Origin of the sequence: Desulfovibrio sp. 1214_IL3152 (assembly GCF_036763055.1) — a bacterium.
In the GTDB taxonomy this organism is placed as follows: Bacteria; Desulfobacterota; Desulfovibrionia; order Desulfovibrionales; family Desulfovibrionaceae; genus Desulfovibrio.
The window spans coordinates 1-3,961 of record NZ_JBAIYW010000576.1 but is presented as its reverse complement, the minus strand read 5'-3'; the positions used below and the strand labels follow the sequence as shown (position 1 = coordinate 3,961).

Here is a 3,961-nt window from a genome sequence, read left to right as displayed (position 1 = left end):
AGGGCAGCACCACGCGGCTGATGGTCTGCCATTTGTTGGCCCCCAGGGCCAGCGAGGCTTCGCGATAGGTATCAGGCACATTGCGCAGGGCCTCTTCGGCCGTGCCGATGATGACGGGCAGGGTGAGCACGGCGAGGGTGAGCACGCCGGAGAGGATGCTGACCCCGAAGCCGCAAAAAGTCACAAAAAATGACAGGCCGAAAAGGCCGAAAACCACGGAAGGAACCCCGGCCAGATTGTTGACGCCCAGGCGAACGTAGCGCGCAAAGGCATTTCGTTTGGCGTATTCATGCAGGTAAACGGCCGAGGCCACGCCCAGGGGAAAAGCCAGCAGCAGCGCCCCCAGCGAAAGGATGGCCGTGCCGATAATGCAGGGCAGTATGCCGCCTTCGGTCATCATGCTGCGGGGGGTCTGGCTTATGAATTCCCAACTGAGGGCGGGCAGGCCGTGATAGAGCAGAAAGCCGCACACGGTTACAAGGGCCAGCACGTTGCATGCTGCCACACCCCGCAAAAAGAGGAACATGAGGTTTTGTGCGCGACCGCGCGCCTTGCCGCTTGTTGGCGTAAAGCGTTTTTGCGGCGTGTCCGGAGTGCCGGTCTGACCGGGCCATATGGGCTGTGACATGTTTTTCCCCGATTCCCGCGGTATTGTTACAGGCTCGAAGTACCGGCCTGACGGTGTTTCTCGGCAATATGGGCTGCCAGCATGTTAAAGGCCAGTGTGAGCAAAAAGAGCACGATGCCGATGGCAAAAAGTGCGTGATAGTGTTCGCTGCGAAAGGGGGCCTCGGCCATTTCGGCGGCAATGGATGCGGGCATGGGGCGTACAGGATCAAGCAATGATGTGGGAATGATGCCTGCGCCGCCCGCCACCATAAGCACCACCATTGTTTCTCCGATGGCGCGCGACATGCCGAGCATGACCGCCGTGCCTATGCCCGAAAGCGCCGCCGGAATGACAACGCGCACCGTGGTCTGCCAGCGCGTGGCCCCGAGCGCCAGCGACGCCTCGCGCAGGTCGCGCGGAACACTGTAAAGCGCGTCTTCGGAAACCGAACAGATGGTGGGCACGCTCATGAAGGCCAGCACTACAGAGGCATTGAGCAGGTTCAGGCCTGTTGCCGCGCCCAGATAGTCCTGCAGCATGGGGGCCAGCACCACCATGCCCAGAAAACCCAGCACCACCGAGGGCAGGGCGGCCAGCAGTTCCACAAAGGGCTTGATGATGCGGCGCACGGCAGGGTGGGCAATTTCCGTAAGGTATACGGCTGTGAGCACGCCCAGCGGCACTGCCAGCAGTGAGGAAAAAAGCGTTACCGCCAGCGAGGCTATCAGCAGGGGGAAAATGCCGAACAGGCCAGGGTCTTCGGTGGGGTACCACAGGCGACCGAAAAGAAAATCCGTGACGGGATAATGCGCAAAGAGCGGCAGGCCTTCCATAAACAGAAATATGACGATACCGGCCAGGGCCAGCAGCGAACTGCCCGCCATGCCGGCGAGTATACAGCGAACCAGTTTTTCTTTCAGGTCTGTGGAACGCATGGGCCGTTCTCCTGACGCGCAGGCGCGTCCATTGCACGGTGTGGCAAGGGCAGGGCAGGCCGGTTTGCGGTGTCCGGCCTGCCCGCGCCCTGCAAGGATTTTTTGTCCGTTGTTTATTTGCTCAGGGGCACGTAGCCCACAGCGAGCACATCCTTTTGGCCCTTGTCGGGCGCTACCAGGTATTCCACAAATTCTTTCACCGCGCCCTCAGGCGCGCCGCTGGTGAAGATGTACAGTTCACGGGCGATGGGCCACTGTTTGGAAAGGGCCGTTTCGGCGCTGGGGCTTACGCCTTCAACCGTGACCGCTCTGGTGGACTTGTCCACATAACCCAGACCCACATAGCCGATGGCGTTCTTGTTTTTGCTCACCGTCTGCACCACGGCCCCGTTGGAAGCCTGCATGAGCGCCCTGGGGCTGACGCGCTCCTTGTTCATGACAAGCTCTTCCCAGGATTCAAACGTGCCGGAAGAAGTATCGCGCGAGATCGCCACAATCTGAGCGTCTTCGCCGCCAAGGTCTTTCCAGTTGGTGATTTTTCCGGTGTAAATGTCGCGCAACTGCGCAAGGGTGAGAGCGCCCACCTTATTGGCCGGGTTGACCACAGGCACAATGGCGTCAATGGCTATGGCCGTGCGCAGGGGCGTAATGCCGTTTTTGGCTGCGGCGTCCTTTTCCTTGTCTTTGATGTCGCGCGAACTCATGGCTACGTCGCACTGTTTTTCAATGAGCGCCTTGATGCCGTTGCCGGAGCCGCCGCCGGAAATGCTCAGCTCCGTGCCGGGGTGAGAGGCCATGAAAGCTTCACCGGCTTTTTGCACCACGGGCAGCACGGTGGTGGAGCCGTTGATGATGACCTGCTGGGCGGCGGAGGCCGAAGCGCTCCAGAAAAGCACGGCCAGAGCGCAGGCCGCGAGCCTGCCGCTGTAACGGGAAACGCGTTTTTTGAGATCAAAAGACATGAGTTTCTCCTGGTTTTATCAGGGGTGAAAAAATTCCACCCGCGGCATTTGTTTGCCGTGCCTTTCTTTTGGCCCGCCTCTGTTACAGAATGATGACGGAAACACGAAGACTGCGTGAAAGGACGTCAGGCCATACCGCAGCCCGCGCAGAGAGTTTTGCGGAATATCGCTGCCCGTATTGCGTGGGCATGGCGAGTATGCCGGTCTGGGGATATGGATCGGGTTGACCGATATGGGGCGGGGAAGCCCGGAAAAGGCGTCAATTGATTTGCCATGCCCGGTGAGGCATGCTTTTTCAGGTGGTTCGCCATGTCACGCAAATGTAACAAAGCTACCATCACATTGGCGCAAAGAAACGCTTTACTCGGGCTGCGTCACAGAGGTGTGCACTATGAGCCAACAGATATTGATAGTTGAAGATGAAGCCGATATCCGCGAGCTTTTGCGCTTTAATCTGGAGCGTGAGGGTTTCAGCGTTCTGGAGGCGGCCGATGGCAACGAGGCGCTCAGACTGGCCCGTCAGCATCTGCCTGCTCTTTTGTTGCTGGATGTCATGATGCCCGGCCCGGACGGATTTGAGGTCTGCCGCCTTTTGGGTGCGCAGGCCGAAACCGCCCATATCCCCGTGCTGATGCTCACGGCCAGAGGTGAAGAGATGGATCGCGTGGTGGGCCTGAGCCTTGGGGCTGATGACTATGTGGTCAAGCCTTTCAGCGTGCGTGAGCTTATGCTGCGCATACGGGCCGTATTGCGACGCGGAACGAGAAATGATGAAAGCCCGGTGCTGGAGCGTCACGGCATTCGCCTGCGGCCCGATGCCCATGCTGCGGAAGCGCAGGGCGAAGAATTACAGTTGACAGCCACGGAATTTCGCCTGCTGGAAGACCTGCTGCGCCATGCCGGGTCGGTGCGCACACGCGAGCAACTGCTCAACAAGGTGTGGGGCTATTCCTTTGAGGGATACGCCCGTACGGTGGACACGCATGTGCGCCGTCTGCGCGCCAAGCTGGGCGATGCGTCCTCCATGCTGGAGACCGTGCGCGGGGTAGGCTACAGAATCAAGGAATAGCCGTCCGGGTACGCGCCTTGCGATGCGTCCGGGCAGATACGGCGGCATGGCCGCATTGGCGGGAGATATGCTTTCATTCAGAACCAGAATTTTTGGCGGCATGCTGTTTGTGGCCCTGGTTTCCATAGCCGTGGCCGTTTTTTACGGCAAAGCCTGGTTTGAAAAAGTACAGCTTGAGTCGGCGCGCGAACGTCTGGTGCGTGAAACAGCGCTGGCCGGAGTTATTCTGGACGGTATGGGTGACCATACGGCCGGGCTGACGCGCCTTGCCGCCATTCTTGATATGCCCGAAGAGCGTCTTTCCCTGCTGGACCCGCAGGGGTACGTGCTCGGCGATACCGCGCCCGACGCGCAGCCCGTGACTCGTCTGGACAACCACGCCGAC

Annotated in this window: 4 protein-coding genes and 1 pseudogene; 2 read left to right on the top strand and 3 right to left on the bottom strand. The window is 59.8% G+C overall.

Going from position 1 to position 3,961, the window contains the following annotated elements; translation table 11 throughout:
- The 3 genes from pstA to V6C07_RS12165 all read right to left on the bottom strand — a co-directional run.
- On the bottom strand, positions 1 to 526 hold a 526-nt coding region (gene pstA, locus V6C07_RS12175), incomplete at its 3' end, for a phosphate ABC transporter permease PstA (protein ID WP_333536746.1).
- A 128-nt stretch (positions 527 to 654) separates the two neighbouring features.
- Complete coding sequence (pstC, locus tag V6C07_RS12170; protein WP_333536745.1) at positions 655 to 1,545, bottom strand: phosphate ABC transporter permease subunit PstC; 891 nt, start codon at positions 1,543 to 1,545, stop codon at positions 655 to 657.
- 113 nt (positions 1,546 to 1,658) lie between these two features.
- A complete protein-coding gene (locus V6C07_RS12165; protein WP_333536744.1) occupies positions 1,659 to 2,507 on the bottom strand; it encodes a PstS family phosphate ABC transporter substrate-binding protein in 849 nt (282 codons plus the stop codon).
- Positions 2,508 to 2,898: 391 nt separating this feature from the next.
- Here V6C07_RS12165 and V6C07_RS12160 point away from each other — a divergent pair, with 391 nt between their 5' ends.
- Positions 2,899 to 3,576, top strand: a complete 678-nt coding sequence (locus V6C07_RS12160) for a response regulator (protein ID WP_333536743.1) — start codon at positions 2,899 to 2,901, stop codon at positions 3,574 to 3,576.
- A gap of 67 nt (positions 3,577 to 3,643) precedes the next feature.
- A pseudogene (locus V6C07_RS12155) lies at positions 3,644 to 3,961 on the top strand (PAS domain-containing sensor histidine kinase); the annotation flags it as partial.

What these genes read in the sequence shown, in the direction of transcription:
- V6C07_RS12160 (WP_333536743.1), top strand. Translation starts at nt 2,899, where the DNA reads ATGAGCCAACAGATATTGATAGTTGAAGATGAAGCCGATATCCGCGAG.
- pstC (WP_333536745.1), bottom strand. Translation starts at nt 1,545, where the DNA reads ATGCGTTCCACAGACCTGAAAGAAAAACTGGTTCGCTGTATACTCGCC.
- V6C07_RS12165 (WP_333536744.1), bottom strand. Translation starts at nt 2,507, where the DNA reads ATGTCTTTTGATCTCAAAAAACGCGTTTCCCGTTACAGCGGCAGGCTC.